The 25,347-nt window shown below is 58.4% G+C and carries 22 protein-coding genes and 1 pseudogene; 6 read left to right on the top strand and 17 right to left on the bottom strand.

The genetic code is table 11. The features are described from left to right. Window positions 1–206 precede the first annotated feature (206 nt). A complete protein-coding gene (gene fabR / locus J122_RS02775) occupies window positions 207–833 on the top strand; it encodes an HTH-type transcriptional repressor FabR (RefSeq protein ID WP_061331022.1) in 627 nt (208 codons plus the stop codon). A gap of 12 nt (window positions 834–845) precedes the next feature. On the opposite strand, the gene J122_RS02770 is transcribed toward fabR, so the two are convergent. The 6 genes from J122_RS02770 to guaB form a co-directional block, all read right to left on the bottom strand. Then, window positions 846–1,256 (bottom strand): HIT domain-containing protein, encoded by a 411-nt coding sequence (locus J122_RS02770; protein ID WP_061331021.1) that lies wholly within the window; start codon window positions 1,254–1,256, stop codon window positions 846–848. Window positions 1,257–1,271: 15 nt separating this feature from the next. Continuing rightward, complete coding sequence (locus tag J122_RS02765) at window positions 1,272–2,618, bottom strand: UDP-glucose dehydrogenase family protein (protein WP_061331020.1); 1,347 nt, start codon at window positions 2,616–2,618, stop codon at window positions 1,272–1,274. Between the two features lie 33 nt (window positions 2,619–2,651). Continuing rightward, a complete protein-coding gene (galE, locus tag J122_RS02760) occupies window positions 2,652–3,641 on the bottom strand; it encodes a UDP-glucose 4-epimerase GalE (RefSeq protein WP_061331019.1) in 990 nt (329 codons plus the stop codon). After that, window positions 3,638–4,150, bottom strand: coding sequence for a tRNA adenosine(34) deaminase TadA (tadA, locus tag J122_RS02755; protein ID WP_413772202.1), 513 nt, complete (start codon window positions 4,148–4,150; stop codon window positions 3,638–3,640). Before tadA ends, galE begins: the two co-directional genes overlap by 4 nt. Window positions 4,151–4,173: 23 nt before the next feature. Then, window positions 4,174–5,751 (bottom strand): glutamine-hydrolyzing GMP synthase, encoded by a 1,578-nt coding sequence (guaA, locus tag J122_RS02750; RefSeq protein ID WP_061331018.1) that lies wholly within the window; start codon window positions 5,749–5,751, stop codon window positions 4,174–4,176. Window positions 5,752–5,816: 65 nt separating this feature from the next. Continuing rightward, a complete protein-coding gene (gene guaB / locus J122_RS02745) occupies window positions 5,817–7,280 on the bottom strand; it encodes an IMP dehydrogenase (RefSeq protein ID WP_061331017.1) in 1,464 nt (487 codons plus the stop codon). Between the two features lie 190 nt (window positions 7,281–7,470). Here guaB and xseA point away from each other — a divergent pair, with 190 nt between their 5' ends. The 3 genes and pseudogenes from xseA (at window position 7,471) to J122_RS02730 (ending at window position 11,413) form a co-directional block, all read left to right on the top strand. Beyond that, window positions 7,471–8,850: an exodeoxyribonuclease VII large subunit gene (xseA, locus tag J122_RS02740; protein ID WP_061331016.1), complete on the top strand. Its 1,380-nt coding sequence runs from the start codon at window positions 7,471–7,473 to the stop codon at window positions 8,848–8,850. Between the two features lie 96 nt (window positions 8,851–8,946). Beyond that, a pseudogene (locus J122_RS02735) lies at window positions 8,947–10,836 on the top strand (propionyl-CoA synthetase); the annotation flags it as partial. 367 nt (window positions 10,837–11,203) lie between these two features. Beyond that, window positions 11,204–11,413 (top strand): cold-shock protein, encoded by a 210-nt coding sequence (locus J122_RS02730; RefSeq protein WP_058089577.1) that lies wholly within the window; start codon window positions 11,204–11,206, stop codon window positions 11,411–11,413. A 102-nt stretch (window positions 11,414–11,515) separates the two neighbouring features. Here J122_RS02730 and leuA read toward each other — a convergent pair whose 3' ends face one another. Continuing rightward, window positions 11,516–13,210, bottom strand: coding sequence for a 2-isopropylmalate synthase (gene leuA / locus J122_RS02725; RefSeq protein ID WP_061331014.1), 1,695 nt, complete (start codon window positions 13,208–13,210; stop codon window positions 11,516–11,518). Between the two features lie 133 nt (window positions 13,211–13,343). Here leuA and J122_RS02720 point away from each other — a divergent pair, with 133 nt between their 5' ends. Beyond that, entirely contained in the window at window positions 13,344–13,844 is a 501-nt protein-coding gene (locus J122_RS02720) for an Lrp/AsnC family transcriptional regulator (RefSeq protein WP_061331013.1), read from the top strand. On the opposite strand, the gene J122_RS02715 is transcribed toward J122_RS02720, so the two are convergent. Next, window positions 13,832–14,455, bottom strand: a complete 624-nt coding sequence (locus tag J122_RS02715; protein ID WP_061331012.1) for a TetR/AcrR family transcriptional regulator — start codon at window positions 14,453–14,455, stop codon at window positions 13,832–13,834. The two genes, J122_RS02720 and J122_RS02715, sit on opposite strands and share 13 nt — an antisense overlap. Window positions 14,456–14,580: 125 nt before the next feature. Here J122_RS02715 and J122_RS02710 point away from each other — a divergent pair, with 125 nt between their 5' ends. Then, window positions 14,581–16,314 (top strand): proline--tRNA ligase, encoded by a 1,734-nt coding sequence (locus tag J122_RS02710; RefSeq protein WP_061331011.1) that lies wholly within the window; start codon window positions 14,581–14,583, stop codon window positions 16,312–16,314. A 62-nt stretch (window positions 16,315–16,376) separates the two neighbouring features. Here the strand turns inward: J122_RS02710 and murB are convergent, their stop codons facing one another. The 9 genes from murB to J122_RS02665 all read right to left on the bottom strand — a co-directional run bounded on the left by murB (window position 16,377) and on the right by J122_RS02665 (window position 25,283). Next, window positions 16,377–17,408, bottom strand: a complete 1,032-nt coding sequence (gene murB, locus J122_RS02705) for a UDP-N-acetylmuramate dehydrogenase (protein ID WP_061331010.1) — start codon at window positions 17,406–17,408, stop codon at window positions 16,377–16,379. Further along, window positions 17,405–17,884 (bottom strand): low molecular weight protein-tyrosine-phosphatase, encoded by a 480-nt coding sequence (locus tag J122_RS02700; protein WP_058089572.1) that lies wholly within the window; start codon window positions 17,882–17,884, stop codon window positions 17,405–17,407. Before J122_RS02700 ends, murB begins: the two co-directional genes overlap by 4 nt. Further along, window positions 17,877–18,662, bottom strand: coding sequence for a 3-deoxy-manno-octulosonate cytidylyltransferase (kdsB, locus tag J122_RS02695; protein WP_061331009.1), 786 nt, complete (start codon window positions 18,660–18,662; stop codon window positions 17,877–17,879). Before kdsB ends, J122_RS02700 begins: the two co-directional genes overlap by 8 nt. 26 nt (window positions 18,663–18,688) lie before the next feature. Continuing rightward, window positions 18,689–18,877 carry a Trm112 family protein gene (locus tag J122_RS02690; RefSeq protein WP_011785222.1) on the bottom strand — a complete coding sequence of 63 codons (189 nt, stop codon included), beginning with the start codon at window positions 18,875–18,877 and terminating at the stop codon, window positions 18,689–18,691. Continuing rightward, window positions 18,870–19,931 carry a tetraacyldisaccharide 4'-kinase gene (gene lpxK / locus J122_RS02685; protein ID WP_061331008.1) on the bottom strand — a complete coding sequence of 354 codons (1,062 nt, stop codon included), beginning with the start codon at window positions 19,929–19,931 and terminating at the stop codon, window positions 18,870–18,872. The genes J122_RS02690 and lpxK overlap by 8 nt, the downstream gene beginning before the upstream one ends. After that, window positions 19,928–21,700, bottom strand: coding sequence for a lipid A export permease/ATP-binding protein MsbA (gene msbA, locus J122_RS02680; RefSeq protein ID WP_061331007.1), 1,773 nt, complete (start codon window positions 21,698–21,700; stop codon window positions 19,928–19,930). The genes lpxK and msbA overlap by 4 nt, the downstream gene beginning before the upstream one ends. Beyond that, on the bottom strand, window positions 21,697–22,122 hold the full coding sequence (locus tag J122_RS02675) for an ExbD/TolR family protein (protein ID WP_061331006.1): 426 nt from the start codon (window positions 22,120–22,122) through the stop codon (window positions 21,697–21,699). The genes msbA and J122_RS02675 overlap by 4 nt, the downstream gene beginning before the upstream one ends. A gap of 5 nt (window positions 22,123–22,127) precedes the next feature. Beyond that, window positions 22,128–22,754: a MotA/TolQ/ExbB proton channel family protein gene (locus J122_RS02670; RefSeq protein WP_058089566.1), complete on the bottom strand. Its 627-nt coding sequence runs from the start codon at window positions 22,752–22,754 to the stop codon at window positions 22,128–22,130. A gap of 72 nt (window positions 22,755–22,826) precedes the next feature. Then, complete coding sequence (locus tag J122_RS02665; RefSeq protein ID WP_227510067.1) at window positions 22,827–25,283, bottom strand: DNA internalization-related competence protein ComEC/Rec2; 2,457 nt, start codon at window positions 25,281–25,283, stop codon at window positions 22,827–22,829. Window positions 25,284–25,347 lie beyond the last annotated feature (64 nt).

The following is a 25,347-nucleotide window of genomic DNA, read 5'->3' as shown; positions in this document are numbered from 1 at the left end:
GGAAAGCACACCCCCCGCCCGACGCTACGTCGTTCTTGGCCGCACGGTGTTGAGGCGCCGCCGGTAAAAGCCGCCCATTATAAACACAATGACTGTGAAAATCAGGCGTCCCCAAGCAGAATTGAAGCCAGATATTGAACACCGGGATGACTATCAAAAAACCGGGGGCTAGAATGCATGGTTTGAGCGGACCATGGAGTAAGACGTTGGCCACCAGAGCGGAACAAAAACTGAAAACCCGACGGGCTTTGATGGATGCCGCCCTGGCACAGTTGAGTGCGGATCGGGGCTTTGGCAGCCTGAGTTTGCGGGAGGTGGCCCGGGAAGCCGGCATTGCCCCTACCTCCTTCTACCGGCATTTTTCCGAGCTGGATGAACTGGGTCTGGCACTGGTCGATGAAGGTGGTGTTGCGCTGCGACAGTTAATGCGCCAGGCCCGCAAGCGAATAGCCCGAAATGGCAGCGCCATTTCCACGTCAGTCGATACGTTCATGGAGTATCTGGGCAACAACTCCAACCTGTTCCGCCTGATGCTGCGCGAGCGCACTGGGGTATCGAAACCGTTCAGAACCGCCGTCAAGGCCGAGATCGATCATTTCGTTACGGAACTGGCAGATGACCTTGGACGGTTTGCGGATGAACAGAACAAGCCTCTGGCCGATGCCCGGGTTGTGGCCGAAGCCATGGTGACACTGGTTTTCAATCAAGGCGCGGAGGCGCTGGATGCGACGCCCAAGGAGCGGGAGGAACTAAAGCACAAGCTCAAAACCGAGCTGCGGATGATTCTGGTGGGCTCCCAGACCCTGGCGCAGTGGCAGCAGGGCCGGGAATAAAACCATTGAAGTTCAAGCGAGGTGATGGAGCAGCGGTTTCAGCTTCTCTTTGACCTGCGCCAGTGCAGCCCCTTCATAGGGCACCGGTGGCTGCTTGCCCCACACAGGGCCTGGCCAGGCCGGGTCACCTTCAAAGCGCACGATGTGGTGCAAATGAAGCTGCGGCACCATGTTACCCAGCGCCGCCACATTCATCTTGTCGCCACTGAAAAGCTCCATCATGCCCCGGCTAAGCGTGGAGGACTCTTCCAGCAACCGCACCTGTTGCTTATGGTCCAGCTGGTAGATTTCCCGGATGTCCGGCACCGCCGGCACCAGAATTATCCAGGGCCAGGTGCTGTCGTTCATCAACAGGATTTCGCACAGGCGGCTGCAACCCAGGTAGTGGGTATCTGCCGCTAGCCTTTCGTGTAGCTGAAACATCACCGGCCCTCTCGATCAGCCCGCGGAATGAAACTGGTTACGGCCGCGGCCAATGGCGTAGTAAACCAGACCATGGCGCTCGAGCATTTCCGGCTCGTACAGGTTACGACCGTCAAACACCGCCGGCTGTTTCAGGGCGCCGGCAATCAGGTCGAAGTCCGGCGAACGGAATTCTTTCCACTCGGTACAGATGGCCAGCACATCGGCACCTTTCAAGGCCTGTTCTTTGGTGCCACACAGGGTCAGGCCTTCGTGGTCACCGTAGATGCGCTGGGTTTCTTCCATGGCTTCCGGATCAAACGCCTGCACCGTAGCGCCGGCCTTCCAGAGATTTTCCATCAGCGTCCGCGAGGAGGCTTCACGCATGTCGTCAGTGTTCGGTTTGAAGGCCAGGCCCCAGACCGCAACCACCTTGCCTTTCAGATCACCCTGGAAGAAGTGGCTGATCTTGTCGAACAGCACGTGTTTCTGAGCGTAGTTAACGGCTTCTACCGCATTCAGCAACTTGGCCTCGTAATCGCAATCACCGGCCGTCCGGGCCAGGGCCTGTACGTCTTTCGGGAAGCAGGAGCCACCATAGCCGCAGCCAGGGTAGATGAAGTGGTAGCCGATACGGGGGTCAGAACCAATGCCCCGGCGCACCGCTTCGATGTCGGCACCCAGGCGTTCGGCCAGGTTGGACATTTCGTTCATGAAGCTGATCTTGGTGGCCAGCATGGAGTTGGCAGCGTATTTGGTGAGTTCCGCCGAACGGATATCCATAAAGATCATCCGGTCGTGGTTGCGGTTGAACGGGTAGTAAACCTCCCGCAACAGCTCCGCCGCCTGTTCGCTGTCGGTACCCACCACAATGCGGTCCGGCTTCATGAAATCGTTGATGGCGGCGCCTTCTTTCAGGAATTCCGGGTTGGACACCACGTCGAAATCCAGCTCCAGGCCGCGCTTGTCGAGCTGCGCGCGTACCGCTGCCTTTACCTTGTCACCGGTGCCCACGGGTACGGTGGACTTGTCGACAACCACCTTGTAGTCATCCATGTACTGACCGATGGATTTCGCCACCGCGAGCACGTATTGCAGATCGGCAGAGCCGTCTTCGTCCGGCGGCGTGCCCACGGCAATAAATTGAAGGGTGCCATGTTTGACAGCCTGTTCGGTGTCGGTGGTGAACGACAGACGACCGGCTTCCACGGTGTGTTTAACGATGCTATCGAGGCCTGGCTCGTAAATCGGAATCTTGCCGTTCTTCAGTTTCTCGATCTTGCCCTGATCCACATCCATACAAAGCACATCGTGACCAACATCCGCAAGACAGGCACCTGTTACCAGGCCCACGTATCCGGTTCCAAAAATCGTAATTTTCATCCAGTTGTTCCTGAAATTAGTTGCTTGAAGAGGTTATCGGGAAGCTTTTTTCTTCTGCCAGACCGATTCCCAGGCCAGAGCGGTACGCACGATGGTATTGAGATCATCGTAATCCGGCTGCCAGCCCAGAACATTCTTGATTCGCGTGTTGTCGGCCATCAGTGCTGCCGGGTCGCCGGCGCGGCGGCCGGTTTCAGTTACCGGAAAATCGACACCGGATTCCGCCTTGACCACATCAATGACTTCTCGCACGGTAAAGCCGCGGCCGTAACCACAGTTGAGCACCTGAGACTCGCCACCCCGGACCATGTAATCCAGCGCCATCACGTGGGCCTTTGCCAGGTCTTCAACATGGATATAGTCGCGGATACAGGTGCCATCGCGGGTTTCGTAGTCAGTGCCGAATACACTCATACCATCGCGCTGACCGGTCACACATTCGCAGGCCACTTTGATCAGGTGCGTCGCCTCCGGCGTTGCCTGCCCCAGCAGTCCCTCCGGATTAGCGCCGGCCACATTGAAGTAGCGCAGGATAACGTAGTTAAGGTTACTGGCCGCAGCCAGGTCCATCATCATCCGCTCGCTCATCATCTTGGAGGCGCCATAGGGATTGATGGGTGCCAGCGGCAGGTCTTCTGTCAGCACCGTTTCCTCTGGCATGCCGTAGACCGCCGCGGTGGAAGAAAACACCATATACGGCACCTGGTGGCGCTCAACCGCTTTCAGCAGATTCAGAGTGTTACGGGTGTTATTACTGTAGTACTTGAGGGGATTGGCGACAGACTCCGGCACCACGATGTTCGCTGCAAAGTGCAGCACCGCTTCAAACTTGTGGGCGGAAAATACGGCTTCTATCGCGTCTTCATCCGCCAGATCGGCTTCCACCAGCTCCCCGGCGGTTACCGCCCAGCGATAGCCGGTAGAGAGGTTATCAAACACCATAATGTCGTGGCCCGCTGCTGCCAACTGACGCACAACGTGGCTGCCGATATATCCGGCACCGCCGGTAACAAGAACTTTCATGAGTCTGTGCTTCCCTTCCCTGAGTGTTGTTGGCGGCGCTGCCGGATTTCCCGACGGCGCCGGCTGAAAAATTCGGAGATCACCCGACCGCACGGTTCGGCCATCACGCCCCCGCAAACCTCTACCCGCCAGTTCAGATGCGGCTCTTCAAGGGTTCTTCTGGCCGACTCGACGGCACCCGCTTTGGGCTCAGCGGCACCATACACTAACCGGCTGATACGACCGTGGACAATGGCTCCCACACACATGGTGCAGGGCTCCAGGGTTACATACATCGTAGCACCCGCCAACCGGTAGTTCCCCACCCGAGCCGCAGCATCCCGCAGGGCTCTGATTTCCGCATGGGCGGTCGGGTCGCAATGGGAAATCGGGGCATTGAAGCCCGCCCCAACCTCCCTGCCATCCAGAACAACAATGGCGCCAACCGGCACTTCACCGGCTGCCCCGGCCTGGGCGGCGAGTTCCAGTGCCCTGGCCATCCAGCGCCGATCTTCCGGAGTGTCGTTCACTATCCCTTATCCCCTGCCTCGACTTACTCCCACTCAATCGTCGCGGGTGGCTTGGAAGAGATGTCGTAGGTCACACGGGAAACGCCAGAAATCTCGTTAATAATCCGGTTGGAAACCGTTTCCAGCAGATCATACGGCAGGCGCGCCCAACGTGCAGTCATAAAGTCGATGGTTTCCACTGCCCGGATGGCAATCACGTATTCGTACCGGCGGGCATCGCCTACCACACCGACGGATTTCACCGGCAGGAACACCGCGAACGCCTGGCTGGTCTTGTGGTACAGATCCGCACGGTGCAGCTCTTCCAGGAAAATCGCATCGGCGCGGCGCAGAATTTCCGCGTACTCTTTCTTCACTTCGCCAAGAATACGGACACCCAGACCCGGCCCCGGGAACGGGTGGCGGTAAACCATGTCGTAAGGCAAACCGAGCTCCAGGCCAATCTTGCGAACTTCGTCTTTGAACAGCTCCCGCAGCGGCTCAACCAGTTTCATCTTCATGGTTTCCGGCAGGCCACCCACATTATGGTGGGATTTGATGACATGGGCTTTACCGGTTTTGGAGGCGGCAGATTCGATCACATCCGGGTAGATGGTGCCCTGGGCAAGCCAGTTCACGTCTTTGATCTTGGCGGCCTCGGCATCAAACACATCAATAAAGGTGTTGCCGATGATTTTGCGCTTCTGCTCAGGGTCGTTAACTCCCTTGAGCTTTGACAGGAACAGGTCTTCGGAATCCGCACGGATGACTTTCACGCCCATGTTGCTGGCGAACATGTCCATCACCTGATCGCCCTCGTGCAGGCGCAGCAGACCGTTATCCACAAACACGCAGGTGAGCTGGTCGCCGATGGCCTTGTGCAGCAAAGCGGCGGTTACCGAGGAATCCACACCACCAGACAGCCCCAGCAGAACCTTTTCGGAGCCTACCTGCTCACGAATCTGGCGAACGGCGTCATCAACAATCTTGGCCGGTGTCCACAGGGCCTCACAGCCACTGATATTCAGGACAAAGTGCTCGAGAATCCGCTTACCCTGGAGAGTGTGGGTCACTTCCGGATGGAACTGGACACCGTACAGGTTACGGCTGAGGTCCTGCATGGCGGCAATCGGCGCGCTCTCGGTAGAGGCTAAAAGCTCAAAGCCTTCCGGCATGGCAACTACTTTGTCACCGTGGCTCATCCAGACATCGAGCAGGGATTCACCCGCAGGTGTCAGGTGGTCAGTAATGTCCTGCAGCAGAGGGCCCTTGGCCCGGACTTTCACCTGGGCGTAGCCGAATTCGCGCTTCTCAGAGCTGGCAACACGGCCGCCCAGTTGCTCCGCCATGGTCTGCATGCCGTAGCAGATGCCCAGAATCGGAATGCCTTTGTCGAACAGCCCTTCCGGTGCACGGGGACCACCCAGTTGGGTTACCGATTCCGGACCACCCGCCAGGATGATGCCTTTGGGATTGAACTCGTTGAGTTCTTCGTCTGTTACGTCAAAGGCCTTGATTTCACAGTACACGCCGATTTCGCGCACACGGCGGGCGATCAGCTGGGTGTACTGGGAACCGAAATCAAGAATCAGGATACGGTGGTCGTGAATGTTCTGAGCCATGGAGTCCTCGGGCTTTAAAAAAACAGCGCGGCCCGGAAACCGGGCCGCGTCAAATCAGGCAGTTTTTAGCCGATTCGGTAGTTGGGAGCTTCTTTGGTGATGGTCACGTCGTGCACGTGGCTCTCACGCATCCCGGCGTTGGTAATGCGCACAAATTCCGGCTTGGTACGCATCTCATCCATGGTTGCACTGCCTGTGTAACCCATGGATGCACGCAAGCCACCCACCAACTGGTGCACGATGTTGCGCATGGGGCCTTTGCAGGCCACACGGCCTTCAATGCCTTCCGGCACCAGTTTTTCAATACCTTTGCTGGCGTCCTGGAAATAGCGGTCGCTGGAACCCTGCCCCATGGCACCAATGGATCCCATACCACGATAAGCCTTGTAACTCCGGCCCTGGAACAATTCCACTTCACCCGGAGCTTCGTCAGTACCCGCCAGCAGGCTACCGATCATGACGCTGTGAGCGCCCGCTGCGATGGCTTTTGCGATATCACCGGAGAACCGGATACCACCATCGGCAATCACGGGTACGCCGCGCTCTTTCAGCGCCGCTGCCACATTGGACACCGCCGAAATCTGCGGCACACCAATGCCGGCGACAATGCGGGTGGTACAGATGGAGCCGGGACCGATGCCCACCTTGACCGCATCCGCGCCGGCATCAGCCAGGGCAATCGCCGCACCCGAGGTGGCAATGTTACCGCCAATCACCTGAACATCAGGGTAGTTCTGCTTTACCCAGCGAACCCGGTCAATCACACCCTTGGAATGGCCATGGGCGGTATCCACGACAATCACATCCACGCCGGCTTCGGCAAGCGCTGCAATCCGGGCATCGGTATCGCCACCGGTACTCACCGCCGCACCCACTCGCAGACGGCCCTGCTCGTCTTTGCAGGCCAGCGGGTAGTCTTTGGCTTTCTGGATATCCTTGACGGTAACCAGGCCCCGCAATTCGAATTCGTCGTTCACTACCAGAACTTTTTCAATGCGGTGACGGTGCAGCAGTTCCTTGATTTCCTCCAGGCTGGCACCCTCTTTGACCGTAACCAGCTTTTCCTTCGGAGTCATGATGTCACGCACCAGGGTATCCATCCGGCTTTCGAAGCGGATATCACGCCCGGTGACGATGCCGACCAGATCAGTGCCGTCGACAACCGGAAGGCCGGAAATGCTGTTGGCCATGGTGATATCCACCAGTTCCCGAACCGTTGTCTCCGGTGTGACGGTGATCGGATCTTTCACCACACCACTTTCATATTTCTTGACCTTGCGTACGGCAGCTGCCTGCTGCTCAACTGACATGTTCTTGTGCATGATGCCGATGCCGCCTTCCTGAGCCATGGCAATGGCCAGCTCGGCTTCAGTGACCGTATCCATGGCCGATGACACCAGCGGAATATTCAGGGTGATGCCTTTGGTCAATTGAGTCTTCAGCTCCACCTGATGAGGCAGAACTTCGGAATATCCGGGCACGAGGAGAACGTCGTCAAACGTGAGGGCTTCTTCGGCAATACGCAGCATTTGGGTCCGCCTTTTGAACATGCTAAGTTTGGAAATTCCATGCTGTACCCGCGGCGGCACAGCAAAGCAAAATCCTTAATCGATCTATTATAAAGTGGTGCCAACAGACAGTAAACCGCGAGGTTTTTGGCGTTTGGTTGCATCTTTTTGAATTTCCGTTATTTTTACCCCTCTCTTTCGGCTATTGCGTATGAATAATCACGGAGCGCGCCCTTTGATACCCCCTTATCCGGATTCCCGGCCCCGGGCCCTGTCGGTCAGTGAACTCAACCATCAGGCACGCCATCTGCTGGAAACCAGCTTTATGCAGGTGTGGGTGGAGGGCGAATTGTCCGGATTTTCAAGACCTTCCTCCGGGCACTGGTATTTCTCCCTGAAGGACCAGAAGTGCCAGGTACGCTGTGCCATGTTCCGGGGTGCCAATCAACGCCTGCGCACCCTGCCCCGTGAAGGCGACCAGATTCGCATCCGCGGCAAGGTCACACTCTACGAGAACCGGGGCGACTACCAGATCATTGTCGAACACCTGGAGCCGGCAGGGCTGGGCGAATTGCAACAGGCCTTTGAGGCCCTGAAGATGAAACTGCAATCGGAGGGCTTGTTTGACCCGGCCCGAAAAAAACCGGTTCCAGCCACACCGCGCCACATTGGCGTGGTGACCTCACCCACGGGTGCCGCCATCCATGACATATTGACCGTGCTGGCCCGCCGCTGCCCGGCCATCCCCGTCACCCTCTACCCCACAGCAGTTCAGGGCCAGGCCGCCACGGCCGACATCGTCAACGCGATCCAGCGCGCCCAGCAACACGGCGTGGCCGATGTATTGATCATCGGGCGCGGCGGCGGCTCACTGGAAGACCTGTGGTGTTTCAATGAAGAAGCAGTAGCCCGGGCTATCGCCAGCTGCAGCATTCCAACTGTCAGCGCGGTGGGCCACGAGGTTGACGTGACCATTGCCGATTTCGTGGCAGACCTTCGCGCCCCGACACCCTCGGCGGCCGCTGAGAAGGTTTCCCCGGACCAGAGCCACTGGCTGCGCCGGCTGAACGAGCAGGAACTGAGGCTGAGTCAGGCGGCGCGCCGGTTAACCCAGCGCCTGCACACCCAGCTTGGCCACCTGTCTGCGCGGCTGCGGGACCCGCGCCGGGAGTTGCAGGAAAAGGCGCAGCGCATGGATGAGCTGGACGTGCGGCTGAACAAGGCGATCGCCCAGCGACTCATCCAAACCCGGGTAAAAGCCGATCACCTGACCCAGCGCCTTGCCACCCAATCCCCACGCCGGACACTGATCGCCGCCCGGGACCAGGTGACCCGTCTCCACGAGCGGTTGGAGATGGCCACCCGCCACTACCTTAAGCAGCAACAGGAACGTTACCAATACAACGCCCAGGCACTCCACGTTGTCAGCCCGCTCGCCACCCTGGGGCGGGGTTACGCGATTGTCAGGGATGAGCAGAACCAGATTGTTCGTGACGCCAGCAAGCTTGGCGAAGGCGCCGCCATCACCGCCCGACTGGGCCACGGCAGCGTTACGGCGAAGGTGACGGAGATCAATTCCAACGGGGATTAAACGGACAAAAACGGCCAACTACGCCTATGGTCTAGTAGCCCCTGTTTCTAAAGCTCCTACAGTTGTGCATAACAGCCACAGAACAATAACAGCACAACTGAGGTGGAAAGCATGACATACCACTCCGAGTTCCGCCGGTCCATCGACCAACGGGATGACTTCTGGCGCGAGCAGGCCCAGAACATTGACTGGATCGAAACCCCGAACACCATCTGGCAGGCACTCGATAACGGTCACGGCCAGTGGTTCCCCGATGGCCTTCTGAATACCAGCGACGTGGCCCTTGACGCCAACATCCGGGCGGGCCGTGGTCAACAGACAGCCCTGATTTACGATTCGCCGGTGACTAACAGCCAGCAACACTTCACCTATGACGAATTACGGGATGAAGTAGCCCTGTTTGCCGGCGCCCTGCGTGCTCGCGGGGTCGAGAAGGGTGACCGGGTCATTATCTACATGCCAATGATTCCGCAGGCAGCCATTGCCATGCTGGCCTGTGCCCGCCTGGGCGCCATCCACTCAGTAGTGTTCGGTGGGTTTGCTGCCCACGAACTTGCGGTGCGTATTGAGGATGCCAAGCCCAAGGCGCTGATCACTGCCTCCTGCGGCATTGAAGTCACCAAGGTCATTGAATACAAACCGTTGGTGGACAGGGCCATTGAGCAATCCAGCCACAAGCCTGAGCTATGTGTGGTGTACCAGCGGCCGCAAGTCACAGCCAACCTGTCGGAAGGACGGGATTACGACTGGAACGACATGACCGCCAATGCGGAGCCAGCAGACCCGGTGCCAGTGAAAGCCACCGACCCGCTTTATGTACTTTACACCTCCGGCACCACCGGCAAACCAAAAGGCGTGGTGCGGGATAACGGCGGCCATGCCGTGGCCCTCAAATACAGCATGAAACTGGTCTATGACGCCAAACCCGGCGATGTCTTCTGGGCGGCGTCAGACGTGGGCTGGGTGGTAGGCCACAGCTACATTGTCTATGCGCCTCTGTTCGCTGGCTGCACCACCATCCTGTATGAGGGCAAACCGGTAAAAACCCCTGACGCCGGCGCCTTCTGGCGGGTAGTCCAGGATCACAAGGTGAACATGCTGTTCACCGCGCCCACCGCCTTCCGGGCCGTGCGCAAGGAAGACCCCGAAGCAGATCAGCTAAGCCGCTACGATGTCTCGTCGCTGAAACGCATTTTCCTGGCCGGCGAGCGGTTGGACCCCCCCACCTACGAATGGCTGAAGGAACACACGGGCCTGCCGATTCTCGACCACTGGTGGCAGACCGAAACCGGCTGGGCCATCTGCTGCAACCCCGTAGGCATTGAAATGATGACCACCAAACCGGGCTCGGCGACGGTACCGTCACCCGGCTTCAACGTGCAGGTCGTCGATATGGAAGGCAGCCAGGTACCGGCCGGCGAACAAGGCCAGATAGCCGTCAAACTGCCCCTGCCACCGGGGTGCCTGATGACCGTATGGGGCGACGACAAACGCTTCCAGAGCAGCTACCTGAATCCGATTCCCGGCTTTTACAGCTCCGGCGACGGCGGCTTTATTGATGACGACGGCTACGTGTTCATCATGGGCAGGACCGATGACGTGATCAACGTCGCCGGACATCGCCTGTCCACCGGCGAAATGGAAGAGGTGGTAGCTTCTCACCCGGCAGTCGCGGAGTGCTGTGTTGTAGGCGCCCACGACGACATGAAGGGCCAGATCCCGGTCGGCCTGGTGCTGATCAAAGACGGCGCAACCATAGACCAGGATGAACTGGAAGAAGAACTGGTAGAAATGGTCCGCGACAAGATTGGCGCCATCGCCTGCTTCCGTCGGGCCATGGTGGTAGAGCGTTTACCGAAGACCCGGTCTGGCAAGATTCTGCGCCGCGTGATCCGCCAGATTGCGGACGGCGAAGAGTACAGCGTACCCAGCACCATTGATGATCCTGCCATTCTGGAAGAGATCAGCGAGAAATTCGTGCGCTGACCTACCCCGCCCGTGCAAACGGACCACAACACAACTCTGCCTCAAACACCGGCAGAGTTGTGTTTCATCCTTATGACAACCCGTTGTTTTTTATCAATTAAAATCCCGACACTGATCACTAAAAAAACAATTGACGCCCCCCAAAGTCGGTCTATACTAAAAATTGCTGTGCTCTTCTGCAGCGGTATTTGACGAATGCGCTACAACGTCCTGCCCAGGCTTCGCGTTGCCCCTTCCTCAGTACGCTCCGGACGACTCAGCATCGACGGCTTCCGCTCAGGCGGAAACCGCGTTTGTATGGATCCAGAGTCTGTGCGAAACAAGAAGGTCCCGTGAGGGCAAATTTTCAGAAAGACAGGAAAGATCGATGTCCGATACCAAAACTGGCCACGTGAAGTGGTTCAACGAATCCAAGGGCTTTGGCTTTATTGCCCAGGAAGGCGGCAGTGACGTTTTCGTTCACTACAGTGCAATCAACTCCAACGGTTTCCGTACCCTGACAGAAGGTCAGCAGGTGCAGTTTACCGTGACTCAGGGACCCAAAGGCCCCCAGGCGGAAAACGTAACCCCTCTGTAAGGGCGACGGTTTACCGCCGGATGCCCCTCACGGGCAGACGAAAACAGAACGGCCGGCAATTATGCCGGCCGTTCTGCGTTCAGGCGTAGACAGAACCGGGCATCAGACCGCTTCCGCTGCTTCCGGCGCCTTGGCTGCCGGCATATCCGTGCCCACCGCCTGGGCCACCGCAGAGAACAGAGCCTGCAAGGTAGCCGAGGTGGTATCTTCCGCCAGGGCAGCCGCACTGCAATGCTGGCCATTGGCGGTCAGGCGGATACAGGCCAAGGCGTTGGCGTTGGTGCCCTCGCCCAGGGCAAACTCATCGTAAGCCTCGACAGCCACCGTAACGCCAAAGCGCTTGGCCAGGCCGTCAGACACCGCCTCGACCGCACCCAGGCCACAGCCTTCAAAGGTCACGGGAGAAGAGTCGCTACCGACCACCACTTCCGCACGAACACCCTCTTCGTCCCGATGCAAATCGTAGGAACGCAGTGACCAGTCTTCATGAACCTTCAGGTAGCGGTCTTCGAACAAGCGGTGGATGGTGTGGGAATCAATTTCGCCACCGTTGGTCTCGGCTTCTTTCTGGACCACTTTACTGAATTCGATCTGCAACCAACGCGGGAGGGTAATGTCGTAGTCGCGCTCCAGTACGTAAGCCACACCGCCCTTGCCGGACTGGCTGTTGATTCGCACCACTTCCTCATAGCGACGGCCCACATCGAACGGATCGATGGGCAGGTAGGCCACGTTCCAGGCGTCGTCATCGTTGCGGCGGGCCAGGCACTTACGGATGGCGTCCTGGTGGCTGCCCGAGAAGGCGGTGAACACCAGCTCGCCCGCATACGGATGACGCGGGTGGGTTGAAATCTCGGTACAGGCTTCCACCACCTCGGTAATTTCCGCCATGCCGGACAAGTCCAGGGTCGGATCAATGCCCTGTGAATACAGGTTCATGGCCATGGTTACCAGATCCATGTTGCCAGTGCGCTCCCCGTTACCCATCAGGGTACCTTCAATCCGATCAGCGCCGGCCATCACGCCCAGTTCGGCCGCAGCCACCGCACACCCCCGGTCGTTATGGGTATGCAGGCTGATGCTGATGTGCTCGCGATACCGGATGTTTTCGCAAATCCACTCCACCTGGTCGGCAAACACGTTAGGGGTAGACATTTCTACGGTAGCCGGCAGATTGATAATCACCGGCTGCCCCTGATCCGGGCGCCACACCTCGGTGACCGCATCAATCACTTCCGCAGCGAAGTCCAGCTCGGTGCCGGTGAAGCTCTCCGGGGAATACTGGAAGGTCCAGTCGGTGTCCGGATAACGGGCCGCAATCTCTTTCACAAGGCTGGCACCGTTAACGGCAATCTCGCGAATGCCGGCCCGGTCCAGACCGAACACCTGCTCCCTCTGCACGGTAGAGGTGGAGTTGTACACGTGCACGATCGCCTGCTTCGCACCCTTCAAAGCTTCGTAGGTACGCTCAATCAGTTCCGGGCGGGCCTGGGTCAGCACCTGGATTTTCACATCGTGCGGAATCCGGTTTTCTTCAATCAGCTTGCGGCAGAAATCAAAATCCGGCTGGCTGGCGGCCGGAAAACCAATCTCGATCTCCTTGAAGCCAAGCTTGACCAGCAAATCGAACAGGCGCTGTTTCTGGGCAACGGACATAGGCTTGATCAGCGACTGGTTGCCATCCCGCAGGTCGACAGCACACCAGGTGGGTGCTTTCTCGATAACCTGGTCCGGCCAGCGACGGTCTTTCTTGGCAACCGGTTTGAAGGCGACGTATTTACGATGATCAAAGGCCATAACGGAACATTCCTTTCGCTGTTCGTATCAATGGAGAGAGTGTAACGCCCAAACGACGCTATTTGGTTGCTATTTTAGCCCAAAACCGTTATTCATAAGCCACATATTGCCATCAAGTCAGGATTTACAGCATATGATTGCGAGTAATAACAAGGCGCTGGTCAGAATTGACAAAACTGACCGGAAAATCCTGGAACAATTGCAGAAGGACGGCTCACTGACCAACCAGCAACTGGCGGAGAAAGTCGGGCTTTCACCCTCCCCCTGTCTGCGCCGGGTGCGGGCGCTTGAAGACGCGGGCATCATAGTGCGCACGGTGACGATTCTGGACCACAAAAAACTGGGGTTGTCGCTGACCGCCATCATCCTGATTGGCATGGACCGACATACACCGGAACGCTTTGCCGCTTTCGAGGAACAGGTGGCGGTCTTTCCCGAGGTTCAGGAGTGCTACCTGATCACCGGCCAGAGTGCCGACTACATGCTGAAAGTGGTGGTGCCAGACATGGACCACTATCACCAGTTTCTGCTTAATCGCATTACCCGGATTCAGGGTGTCAGTGGGGTGCACTCCAGCTTTGTACTGCGGAGGGTAATCGACAGTACCGCCCTGCCCCTGGGCTATCTTTCCTGACGGGCCAGCTCTGCCAGGTAAGCCCTGGCCATACACTTCAATTCCACCACTAACTGCTGCCCCTGGTCGTCCGGCAGGGTGGCTGCGAGCCTGAGGATGGTTCCGGCAGATCGGGGCAACAACAGGCTGGCGGTCCAGCTGCGTTCCTTCGGCAACGCCGGATACTCCTGCTGGAGCCGGGCATCCAGGTCACGGGCGTTGCTGTAGAGTTCCCGCAGATCCAGTTCCCGCAGCTCGGGCATGGACTCAACGCCGCTCCAGATTGCCGAGTACGCAGGTTCGGTGCGGTAGAAGTCATAGAACTGATCAATCAGCACATCCACCGCGTCGTGCAGGCTCAGCTCGGGCAGTTTCTCCCGCAGCGCGGTTTCCATTTTTTCGACATGCCCTTCGGCAATGGCATGAACGATGGCCGCCTTGTTTGGAAAGTAGCGGTAAAGGGACGCTAACGACATGCCAGATTGCCGGGCAATGGCGGACATACTGGTGCCATCTACCCCGTTCTCATGAAAAATGGCCGCGGCATGGCTGAGGATATTGCCCACCCGCTCCCGACTGCGCGCCTGAACCGGTCGCCGGCGAGGTGTTACGTCGATAGATTCGTCAGTCATCATCTGTACCTTGTGAAGCAGGCTCCGTACAATAACGTCCACTTTACGACAAAGAAAGGCAGAAGCAGGCCAGAAGCCCTGCCAATTAGTCTTAACCCCCACTTTTCAATAAAGCGGAAGACACGATGCGAGCAAGCCGTTACCTGATTGCCACCCAGAAAGAGACACCCTCAGATGCAGAGATTATCAGCCATCAGCTGATGCTGCGCGCCGGAATGATCCGGAAGCTGGCCGCAGGCCTCTACACCTGGCTGCCCATGGGCCTGCGTACCCTGCGCAAGGTGGAACGAATTGTTCGCGAAGAGATGGACAAGAGTGGAGCCCAGGAAGTTCTGATGCCGGCCGTGCAGCCAGCCGAACTCTGGCAGGAATCCGGGCGATGGGAGCAGTACGGCGGCGAACTGCTGCGCATGAATGACCGCCACGGCCGTGACTTCTGCTTTGGCCCGACCCACGAAGAAGTCATCACCGACCTGATCCGCAACGAGCTGAAAAGCTACAAGGAACTGCCGGCTAACTTTTATCAGATCCAGACCAAGTTCCGTGATGAGCGCCGCCCCCGCTTCGGCGTTATGCGTGCCCGCGAATTCATCATGAAGGATGCCTATTCCTTCCACCTGAACGCAGCTTCGCTGGATGACACCTACCAGGTTATGCACCAGACCTACTGCAACATCTTTGATCGCCTCGGGCTGGATTACCGACCGGTGCAGGCGGATTCCGGTGCCATTGGCGGCAGTGCCTCCCACGAGTTCCATGTACTGGCATCCTCCGGCGAAGACGCCATCGTGTTCAGCACCGAAAGCGATTACGCCGCCAACATCGAAAAAGCCGAAGCCATTGCCCCTGCGGGTGATCGCCCGGCCCCTGGCGAGGCCATGACCGAAGTGCACACGCCAGGCCAGAAAACCATCGAAGCCGTTTCCCAGTTCCTCGGCCTGCCGGCAGAACGCAGCGTGAAGACCCTGCTGGTCAAAGGTGAAGCCGACGAGAACGGCGAGTCTGGCCTGGTTGCACTGATTCTCCGGGGCGATCACACCCTGAATGACATCAAGGCAGAAAACCTGAACGGCGTTGCCGAGCCGCTGACCATGGCCACCGATGAAGAAATCGAAAAGGCCATTGGCTGCAAACCCGGCTCCATCGGCCCGGTCAACCTGGCTGTGCCTGTGATCGTCGACCGCAGCGCTGCCCACCTTGCAGACTTCGTGTGTGGTGCCAACAAGGACGATTACCACCTGACCGGTGTTAACTGGGAGCGCGACGTACCCCTGGGCCGGGTAGAAGACCTGCGCAACGTGGAGGAAGGTGATCCCAGCCCGGATGGCAAGGGTACCCTGGAGATCCGCCGTGGTATCGAGGTCGGCCACATCTTCAAACTGGGTAACAAGTACAGCTCCGCCATGAACGCCACCGTTCTGGATGAAAACGGCAAGACGGTGATCATGGAAATGGGCTGCTACGGCATTGGCGTCTCCCGTATTGTGGCCGCGTCTATCGAACAGAACCATGACGACAAGGGCATCATCTGGCCAGACGCCATCGCTCCGTTCCAGGTGGCCATTGTTACTCTCAATGCCCACAAGAATGCGGTAGTGGCCGAAGCTGGCGAGAAACTTTACAGCCAGTTGCGCCAGGCGGGTTACGACGTACTGCTGGATGACCGTAACGAACGCCCGGGCGTGAAGTTCGCCGATATGGAATTGATGGGCATTCCTCACCGGTTCGTGATTTCAGAGCGCGGGCTGACCGCCGGCACCCTGGAATACAAGGGCCGCCGCGATGAAGAAAAACAGGACATCTCGGTGGAAGAAGCGCTGGCGTTCCTGGTGAAAGCCTCCCCGAAGGGCGGCCTCTAAGGCCGCTCGATCATCCCCTGGGCTGCCTGAAAGGGCAGCCCGGCGGTTTCTGACCAGCCACGCTAACGAGCGCCAACGACACCCGGTTCCATTTCAAGCTCAACCCCGAAGGTTTCCTGCACAGACCGGCGCACCTCGTCAGCCAGCGCCAGCACCTCGGCACCAGAGCCCCCCGAGTGGTTGATCAGCACCAGAGCCTGTCGGTTATGAATACCCACCCGGGTATTGCGAAAGCCTTTCCAGCCAGCCTGGTCAATCAACCAGGCCGCAGCCAGTTTGACACCCTGCTCTACCGGATAAAACACCACACCAGGAAAGCGCTCCTGCAACCTTTCAAACGCCACCTGATTGATCACTGGATTCTTGAAGAAGCTGCCCGCGTTAGGCAAAACGGCGGGGTCCGGCAGCTTGCGGTGCCGCACCGCCATCACCGCTTCAGCAACCTCCAGAGGCGTAAGGGCGTTGACATCGGTATCCCCGAGATAATCCTGAAGATCCCGGTAATCCAGTTTTAATGGCAAGGATCGGGAAAGCTTTAGTCTAAGTTCAAGGATGATGTAGCGGCCAGGCTGCCGTTTGAACAGGCTGTCACGGTATCCAAGCTGGCAATCGCCGGCGGCCAGGGTAACCACACCCCGGGTAACACGATCCAACGCTGTCACACTTACCAGGGTATCGCCAAGTTCAACACCGTAGGCACCAATGTTCTGCACCGGCGCAGCGCCGGCAGTGCCGGGAATCAGCGCCAGGTTTTCTATGCCCCGGTAACCCGAGCGGGCAGCGTATAAAACTGCCTCATGCCAGTTTTCACCAGCACCCAGAACCAGTACGGCGTCATCACCGTTTACTTTTTCCCAATGCCGGCCCCGAATCTGTATGTGCAGGACCGCACCGTCAAAATCACCGGCAAACACAAGGTTACTGCCACCACCGAGAACCAGGGTGTCCAGCTCCCGGGCCTCGGCCCAGGCCAGTGCCGCGGTGAGGTCATCCACGCCGGCAATCCGGATCAAATAACGAGCCCGCGCCGCAATCGCGAGTGTATTCAGCTCACGCAGATCAGCATGCTCGGTGACACTCAGCGCACCATTCAAGCCAATCGCCCCCGGATATCCTCCAATAAGCCTTGACTGGCTTCGTGAATCAGGTCAAGCACTCGTTCAAAACCGTCCTCACCGCCGTAGTATGGATCCGGCACCTCGGCCTGGCCGGACTCACCAAACTCAAGAAAAAGGCGAGGTTCGGTGCCGCCATTCTGATGCCAGATATCCCTGACATCGGCCAGGTTCTGCCTATCCATCACCAACACGTAATCAAACCGGTCGAGGTCTTCAGCCTTGATCTGCCGGGCCCTCAGGTCACTGATATCAACACCGCGACGGTCTGCCGCCGCCATGGCCCGGGCATCCGGCGACTTACCAATATGCCAGTTACCGGTGCCACAGGAGTCAATGTGCAGGTGCTCTGTCATTCCCTGCTCAGTGACCAGTTGCCTGAACACCCCTTCCGCCGTTGGCGAACGACAGATGTTACCCAGACAAACAAACAACACACTGACCTGATCAGGCATAACGTCCTCCTGCTTCTATCAAAGCCCGCACCCGGGCCAGATCCTCTTCGGTATCGACGCCCGGTGCGGGCGGTCGATCAGCAATATCCACGTGGATGTGAGCACCGTTATACAAGGCCCGGAGCTGTTCCAGCGCTTCCACCTGTTCTGTCGGTGCCGGCGGCCAGCTGACAAACTGGCTGAGCACACTGGCACGGTAGCCATAAATGCCAATGTGCCGGAAGTAACCAATGCCTTCGGGTAAGTCTACGTCCGCCACCGACGCGTTGGCGGGCCAGAAGTCCCGCGCCCAGGGGATGGGTGCTCGACTGAAGTAGTGCGCCATGCCCCGGTTATCGAACACCACCTTCACCACGTTCGGGTTGAACACCTGCTGGGCGTCATGGATACGCTCGCACAGGGTGGCAATACTGGCTTCAGGGAAGTAGTCGAGATTATCGGCCACCTGGTTGATCAGCGCCGGCGGTATCAGCGGCTCGTCACCCTGGACGTTAACCACCCGGTGGTCCGGGTCCAGCCCCAGTTTTCGGGCAACCTCCTCAAGCCGATCCGTGCCACTGGCATGGTGTGGTGACGTCATGACCACCTCGGCACCGAATGCCTGACACGCTGCCTCAATGCGCTGGTCGTCGGTGGCAACCACGACCCTGCTCGCCCGACTTTCCTGGGCGCGTTCACATACGTGCTGGATCATCGGTTTACCGGCAATCATGGCCATAGGTTTACCGGGTAACCGGCTGGATGCGTAGCGGGCGGGGATGACAACGGTAAATGACATGCTGATGCGTCCTGCTGGCGGGTGTGTCAGTGCTTATCAAGCCGTTCGTCGGTACTCAGGGTACGGGCCTCTACGGCCAGCATGACAGGAATTCCCTCACGAATCGGAAACGCCATGGCGTCCTGGTAACAGATCAGCTCGGTACGGGCATCGTTGAGCTTGAGTTCACCCTTACACACCGGGCAGGCCAGCATGGCCAACAGTTTCTTATCCATGGTTGGTTCTCTCAATATTTTGTTGATGCAACTGCCCAGAGCATGCCCTGAGCCGTTCCAGAAAGCGATGTTCAAAAGGTTCCGACAGGCAGGCATCCACCGTCAATACCCAGGCGTTATCGGGGGCAAAGCCCCGGCATTTGACCGCATCCTTCGCGGTCATGACCAGCCACTCGCCAGCGCTGGAACCAAGGTCTTCCGGGCGGAAGCGGTGATGATCTGGAAAAGCCGCTTCGGTGACCTGTGCTCCAAGATTCCTCAGTGTGTCGAAGAAACGTCCCGGGTTGCCTATTCCGGCGACCGCACGCACTGACCGGCCCCCGAGTGCGGAGGGCGCCAGAGTCTCCCCGGAGTTTAGGTTGACCAACGACGCCGGCTGCAGTGACATGGCATGGATCTCGGGATGCGCAACGCCGGCAAACTCGTCGATCTGCTGACCCGACGGCGGGAACGCTTCACCATTGAGAATCACAAAATCCACACTCGAGAGCCGTGTTACCGGTTCGCGCAGGGGGCCCACCGGAATCAGGGCACCGTTACCAATGCCTCGGCCGGCATCGAAAACCGCCAGTTCAATATCCCTGGGCAAGCGGTAATGCTGCAAGCCATCATCACAGATCAGGACATCGCCGAGTGCCTGCTCCAGGGCCCAGCGCCCACCGCGACAACGGTCGGGATCGACCACCACCGGGCACCCCGTGGCCAGCGCCAGCATCAGCGGCTCATCACCGCAGACCGATGCCGGCGTAGTGTCTTTTACCAACAAAGGATAATGATCGCTTTTGCCGCCGTAGCCCCGGCTCAGGATAACCGGATGCCAGCCGTCCTGCTTCATGCGTTGCACCAGCCGCGCGGTCAGGGGGGATTTGCCGGTACCACCGGCGGTGATATTGCCAACTACTACGACCGGCACGGGCAAGCTTTCATTGCGGGCCTGCCAGGCTTTCCGGCGTTTCGATTCAGACACCACACGGTACAGCCAGGCCAATGGACCCAGGATGGCCAGGGGCTTGCCCTGGCCATACCAAAAGCGGTCAATACGGCTGCTGCTCATGCATGCTCGCTGAACTGGATCTGATGTAACTGGGCATAGGCGCCATCTGCCGCCAGCAATTCCTCATGCGTGCCGGATTCGACAATATGGCCTTTGTCCATCACCAGTATCCGGTCCGCCTTTTCGATGGTGGACAGGCGGTGGGCAATCACCAGCGTCGTCCGGCCTTGCATCACCGTCTCAAGGGCTTCCTGAATATGCCGCTCCGACTCGGTATCCAGTGCCGAGGTGGCCTCATCAAGGATCAGGATCGGGGCGTTCTTCAGCAGAGCCCGGGCAATGGCCAAGCGCTGGCGCTGGCCGCCAGACAACATCACACCGTTATCCCCGATCATGGTATCCAGACCTTCCGGCATCCGGTCGATAAACTCGAGGGCATGAGCCTTGGCGGCCGCTTCCCGGATTTCTTCACGACTGCAGTTGCGCAAGGCACCGTAGGCGATGTTGGCGGCAATGGTGTCGTTGAACAGCACCACGTTCTGGTTCACCAGAGCAATCTGGGAACGCAAACCTTTGAGCGAGAATTCCTTGAGAGACCTGCCATCGATTCGGATGTCACCCTCGGTATACTCATAGAATCGGGGTAGCAGGCTGACCATAGACGATTTACCACTGCCCGAACGGCCGACCAGTGCCACACTCTGCCCGGCCGGCACGCTCACTGAAATGCCGTCCAGAACATTATCCAGTTGATCACGATAGCGGAAGCACACCTTGTCGAACTCAATATGGCCTTCCACACGCTCTGGGGTGTATTCGCCGCGATCCTCCTCTGGCTGCTCGTCCATAGTTTCGAACACGTCATAGGCCGCAGCCACGCCCTTCTGAATCTTGGCGTGCACCGAGGTTACCTGGCGAATGGGCTTGGCCATGGTCGTCGCCGCCGTAATGAAGGCGATTAACTGGCCGGTACTCATCTCACCACGAATTTCCGGAGACAACATGGTCCAGACCAGCGCGGCAATGGCGATCGCCACCAACACCTGGATGACCGGCACGCTGATGGCCTGAGTGGAGGCCATTTTCAGGCTTTGTTTGAGGTTCTGGTCGCTGACGTCTCGGAAGCGCTCACGTTCGTAGTCCTCACCGCCAAAGGTGCGCACCACTCTGTAGCCGGAGATGGATTCTGAAGCCACGTGGGTGATATCACCCATCGAACCCTGAATGCGCTTACTGATTCGGCGAAAGCGCTTGCTGGCGTAATTCACCACCAGCCCGATCACCGGCCCCACGGTCAGGAACACCAGGGTCAGCTTCCAGTTGGTGTACAGCATAAAGCCGAGCAAACCAACGATGGTCAGGCCTTCGCGGAGGGTGATAGTAATAGCGTTGGTTGAGGCCTCGGCCACCTGCTCGACATTGAAGGTGAGCTTGGACACCAACCTGCCCGAGGCATTGTCATCATAATACCGGGACGGCAGTGTCATCAGGCGATCGAACACATCATTACGGAGGGCATTGATTACCTGCCGCCCGACGTAACTGATGAAGTATTGACTGAAAAAGGTGCCCACCCCCCGCAAGGCGAAAATGCCGACAATCAGACCCGTCAACAACAACCGGTTCTGATCCGTCGGATTCTCAATGGCGGTAATCACATACTCCATGGCAGCCGCCATGCCTGTGGAGGCCGCTGCATAGATAATGTTCCCCAGAACGGCCAGGGAGAACGCGAACCAGAAAGGCTTCACATAGGCGAGCAATCGTTTGTACGTTGCCCAGCTTCCGGTTGGCGGTACCTTCAAAGGTTCCGGCCTTGCATCGATCACGGAGTCTCAGCCTCCCGCTCTGTGGTTATGCTCAGTTTCGCAAACCCCAGGCGGCCGGCCACATCCATGGCACGCACAACGTATTCATGGGGAGTTCTGGCATCGGCCGTAATGATAAACGGCAAGCTGTTGTCTCCCTCAGCTAATTCCCTGACACCCCGCTCAAGGGTTTCACGCCGATTATTGACCAGGGTCCTCTCGTTCAGGATGTACTGGCCCTCAGCATTGATCACCACATCGATCTGCCTTACCTCAGAGGGCGAAACCGGTTCGCCGCTCGCCTCGGGCAAATCCACCTGCAGGTGGCTTTCCCGGGTAAAGGTGGTGGACACCATAAAGAAAATCAGCAACAGGAACACCACATCGATCAGTGGCGTCAGGTCAACCCCGACCTCCTGGCTTCTCTGGCGCTTGAACTTCACGGTGTTCAGGCTCCTTCCACGTCGATTTCACGGTCGCCATGAACCACTTCCACCAGTTTGATGGCTTCCTGCTCCATGTTAACGACCAGCTCATCAACGCGACGAATGAAGTAGCGGTGACAAATCAGGGCGGGAATAGCCACGCTCAGGCCCGCGGCCGTAGTGATCAGCGCTTCCGAAATACCGCCAGCGAGATTACCGGCGTTACCCACGCCCGCCAGCTGAATTTCCGCAAATACTTTGATCATACCGATGACCGTACCCAGCAAGCCCAGCAGCGGTGTAATAGTGGCAATGGTACCGAGGGGGTTCAGGAAGCGTTCCAGATCATGGATGACCTGGCTGGCTTCATGCTCAATGCTCTCTTTCATGATCTCCCGGCCGTGCTTGGCGTTGATCAGCCCGCCAGCGAGTATACGGCCCAGGGGTGATGAGCCCTGAAGCGCCTTGAGCTTGCGCCCGTTCAGTTCTTTTTTCTTGATCCAGCGCCAGAGTTCGTTAATCGATTGTGGGGGCGCTACCCTGGAGGCCCGCAGAGTCCAGAATCGCTCCAGAACAATGGCAAGCGCCAGGATGGAACAGGCAACAATGGGCACCATCAGGATGCCACCGGCTTTCAACAGCTCGAACACGCTTGATCTCCCTGATTAGTTACAAGCCGCGCTACTTTAGCATAGCTGCCGGTTCAGGCCACACCCGGAATGTCACGGTATTTTACATTGGTCACGGGTCAGCCCCGCCCCCTGGATCCAAAACGGCGCAGTGTGGCGTAGCTCACTGATTTCTGGGCCATCCTCGCGCAGGGTGATAACGATCTCTCCGGAACAGGCGGTGTTGAGTGGGCGAGCGCCCGCCAGCTGGTAGCGGGCCACCACGTCAGGATGGGGGTGGCCGTATCGATGCCGATAACCCGCTGTGTAAATTACCCAGTCGGGGGCGACAAAATCGATCCACGGTGCAGAAGACGATGTTTTACTGCCGTGGTGCGGTGCAAGTACCAGACGGAAATCCATCGCTTTGCGCAACCACGGCACCGCGCCGGGGGCAAGCATCTCTGCCTCTACCCGTTTACTGATATCCCCGGTGAGCAGCACCTCAGAACCGCTTGCAGGATGGTGAACCCGGACCACACAGGACGCATCGTTTCCTGTACGCTCGGCTTGGGACTGCCAGAATTCGAACACCACCCCATGCCACTCGAACGGCTCTGACCGACATTGTCCTACCGATTTCCCCGCCACTTCGTCCAGAATCCCGGCCACGACTTCCGGCTCACCGCTCTGTATCTGCCCCACATCGACGGCTTGTAGCAACTGTACCAGGCCACCGGCGTGGTCACTGTCACCGTGGCTGATTATCAGACGATCAAGTTTGTTAATCCCCAGGGCCCGGAGGTTCGGAAGCAGTGTCGAGTCAACAGCCGAAAACACACCCCGTACTTCCGGCCCTGTGTCGTAAACCAGTGCCTTGCGCCCCACACGCACCAGAACAGACAGACCCTGGCCGACATCCCAGACACGAATTTCCGGCTCCACCACCTCTGGGTTAATGGCGGCAGGCCTTGTCAGCACCGCCGTGACCGCCCAGGCCCCGACTAACGCCACGGTCATCAGGCGAAAAACCCTGTCAGGGAAACGGAGCAGCAGAACGACGACAGCCGCCAACAATGCCAGCAAAAAGGGTGATGCCTCTGGCGTTAATACGGACACTGGAGCCGCCAGTTGCTCCACCCACTGCAGCCAGGCCATCAACGGGCTAAGGACTGCATCAAGCAGCGAACTTACCCAACCCGCCACCGCGCCACCAGACACCAGTACCAACAAAGCACCTGCGAACAGCACCGGCATGACAACCAGTGATACCCAGGGAATCGCCACCAGGTTTGCCACCAAACCCGCCAGCGGCTGGCTCTGCCCAAGCCCGGTCAACAATGGCCACAAGCCTGCAAAAACCGCTACCTGTGCCAACACCAGCCCCTTGAGCCAGCCGGGGCCTGCCAGGCGCCCGCTGAATATCGCCAGCAAAACTGCCACCGCACCAAAGGACAACCAGAACCCCTGATCCAGCGGCGCGAACGGGTCAAGCAACAGCACCAGAAACAAGGCTACGCAGAAGGGCCGCCAGACACTGGTCTGCCGGGCCAGCAGCAGGTACCAGCCGCCAACCAGAACCATGATCAAGGCTCGGCGGGTTGGCACGGTAAACCCGGCAACCAGTGCATAGAACAGGCAACACAGGATAACCAACGCAAAGCCTGCGATTCGCCTGCGCCGCTCATCCAGCCAGTGTGCCGGCACTGACATGGTGAATCGGCGGGCAACCAGGCCGGCACCAACCGCCACCAGTCCCAAATGCAATCCTGATATTGCCACCAGGTGAATCGTGCCCGTCGCCCGAAGCGTTTGCCAATTCTGATCCGTGAGATAACCGCGGTGACCAATCAGTAACGAGGCAATCAATGGGTATTCACTGGCATCCGAAAAATGCCGATGAACCTGCTCAGCGACTGTTTGATGCCAGGCGTGGTACCGGCAATGCCAGCCACAATGAAGGTCATGGTCCAGGGCGACTGCCCGAACGCTTCCGGTTGCCCGGTAACCTTTCCTGAACAGCCAATCCTCATAACGAAACCCCTCGTGATTCAGGTTGCCGTGCGGCCGTTTAAGGACCACCTCCAGTCTCAGCCGATGGCCGGGCAGCGCCTGATCATTCCGGCCATACCAGGAAAGGCGAATCCGGCCGGGTAGCGGCTGGCCCGCACTCTGCCGAGTTTCTTCTGCCCAGCTGACACCACAAATACTGAAGCGCAAGCTATCGAAACTGCCGGCTTGTGGTAGCTCACAGACATAACCGGACAGTTCCACGCGCATGCCTTCGAAGTCACTCGGCAAACGTTCCGCCAAGCGGGTTTCTGAATGCCAGCTTGCCCAGGCCAGTCCCAGTAAAACCAGCACCAATAGCAGGATAATACGCTGCAGGACTTTCTGCCTGGCCAGAACGGAAATGCCCACGAGCAATAATCCCGCCAGAAACAGCCACCCGGGCGGTGGTAAAAGCGTTAGTTGATACAGTAAGATAACGCCGCACGAGAACGCGACAATGCCGGGCGCGCCGACTACGCTGTGTTCAGGCGTTTGGTGAGTATGAATCAGACCGGACAATCCTTGTCCTCCAGTGCATTAGCCCGGCGCGCTCAGGGTGCCGGAAGTTATCCATTCCGAAGCA

The sequence above is a fragment of the Marinobacter excellens LAMA 842 genome (assembly GCF_001574445.1).
Classification (GTDB): Bacteria; Pseudomonadota; Gammaproteobacteria; order Pseudomonadales; family Oleiphilaceae; genus Marinobacter; species Marinobacter shengliensis.
This window is presented reverse-complemented; position numbering and strand designations above follow the sequence as displayed.

Coding starts and splice junctions, on each gene's coding strand:
- galE (WP_061331019.1), bottom strand. CDS start 3,641: ATGAAAGTTCTTGTTACCGGCGGTGCCGGATATATCGGCAGCCACGTT.
- J122_RS02700 (WP_058089572.1), bottom strand. CDS start 17,884: ATGCCTGATCAGGTCAGTGTGTTGTTTGTTTGTCTGGGTAACATCTGT.
- J122_RS02770 (WP_061331021.1), bottom strand. CDS start 1,256: ATGTTTCAGCTACACGAAAGGCTAGCGGCAGATACCCACTACCTGGGT.
- J122_RS02720 (WP_061331013.1), top strand. CDS start 13,344: ATGATTGCGAGTAATAACAAGGCGCTGGTCAGAATTGACAAAACTGAC.
- leuA (WP_061331014.1), bottom strand. CDS start 13,210: ATGGCCTTTGATCATCGTAAATACGTCGCCTTCAAACCGGTTGCCAAG.
- lpxK (WP_061331008.1), bottom strand. CDS start 19,931: ATGAGCAGCAGCCGTATTGACCGCTTTTGGTATGGCCAGGGCAAGCCC.
- J122_RS02690 (WP_011785222.1), bottom strand. CDS start 18,877: ATGGATAAGAAACTGTTGGCCATGCTGGCCTGCCCGGTGTGTAAGGGT.
- guaA (WP_061331018.1), bottom strand. CDS start 5,751: ATGGCTCAGAACATTCACGACCACCGTATCCTGATTCTTGATTTCGGT.
- J122_RS02730 (WP_058089577.1), top strand. CDS start 11,204: ATGTCCGATACCAAAACTGGCCACGTGAAGTGGTTCAACGAATCCAAG.
- J122_RS02710 (WP_061331011.1), top strand. CDS start 14,581: ATGCGAGCAAGCCGTTACCTGATTGCCACCCAGAAAGAGACACCCTCA.
- J122_RS02765 (WP_061331020.1), bottom strand. CDS start 2,618: ATGAAAATTACGATTTTTGGAACCGGATACGTGGGCCTGGTAACAGGT.
- kdsB (WP_061331009.1), bottom strand. CDS start 18,662: ATGTCATTTACCGTTGTCATCCCCGCCCGCTACGCATCCAGCCGGTTA.
- guaB (WP_061331017.1), bottom strand. CDS start 7,280: ATGCTGCGTATTGCCGAAGAAGCCCTCACGTTTGACGACGTTCTCCTC.
- J122_RS02715 (WP_061331012.1), bottom strand. CDS start 14,455: ATGACTGACGAATCTATCGACGTAACACCTCGCCGGCGACCGGTTCAG.
- xseA (WP_061331016.1), top strand. CDS start 7,471: ATGAATAATCACGGAGCGCGCCCTTTGATACCCCCTTATCCGGATTCC.